Here is a 371-nt window from a genome sequence, read left to right as displayed (position 1 = left end):
AGCTGGTCATTGGCCAGGACGTTGACGACGTTCGTGCCGCCGGTCGCGCCGTTGACGGGACCCGCCGTGTCGTTGATCGCGTCGAGCACGGCCGCTTCGACCGTCACGGTGACCGTGGCGGTGTCGCAGTTGGCCGGGTTGAGGAGCTCGCAGATCTCGTAGTCGACCGTATAGGTTCCCGCAGCGGTACCCGCCGCCACGTCGACGCTGCCGTCCGCGTTGACCGTCAGCGGACCATTCGTCACCGGGGCAAGGGTGATGTCGGCCGGATTGACCGCCGCACCATTGAGCAGGTCATTGCCTAGGACGTTGACGACATTGGTGTTGGCGACGAAGCCATTGACCGGGCCGGCAGCGTCGTTGACGGCGTC

At 66.0% G+C, this 371-nt stretch carries 1 protein-coding gene; it reads right to left on the bottom strand.

Features of this window, described 5'->3' with window-relative positions:
• Positions 1 to 371, bottom strand: a 371-nt coding sequence (locus ACOQFR_RS00140) for a hypothetical protein (RefSeq protein ID WP_421377408.1), incomplete at both ends; no start/stop codon positions are given.

It is taken from the genome of Arenimonas sp. MALMAid1274, from assembly GCF_049195245.1.
GTDB lineage: Bacteria > Pseudomonadota > Gammaproteobacteria > Xanthomonadales > Xanthomonadaceae > Arenimonas.
The sequence above is the reverse complement of the archived record's forward strand: the minus strand, read 5'-3'. Positions and strand labels throughout refer to the sequence as shown.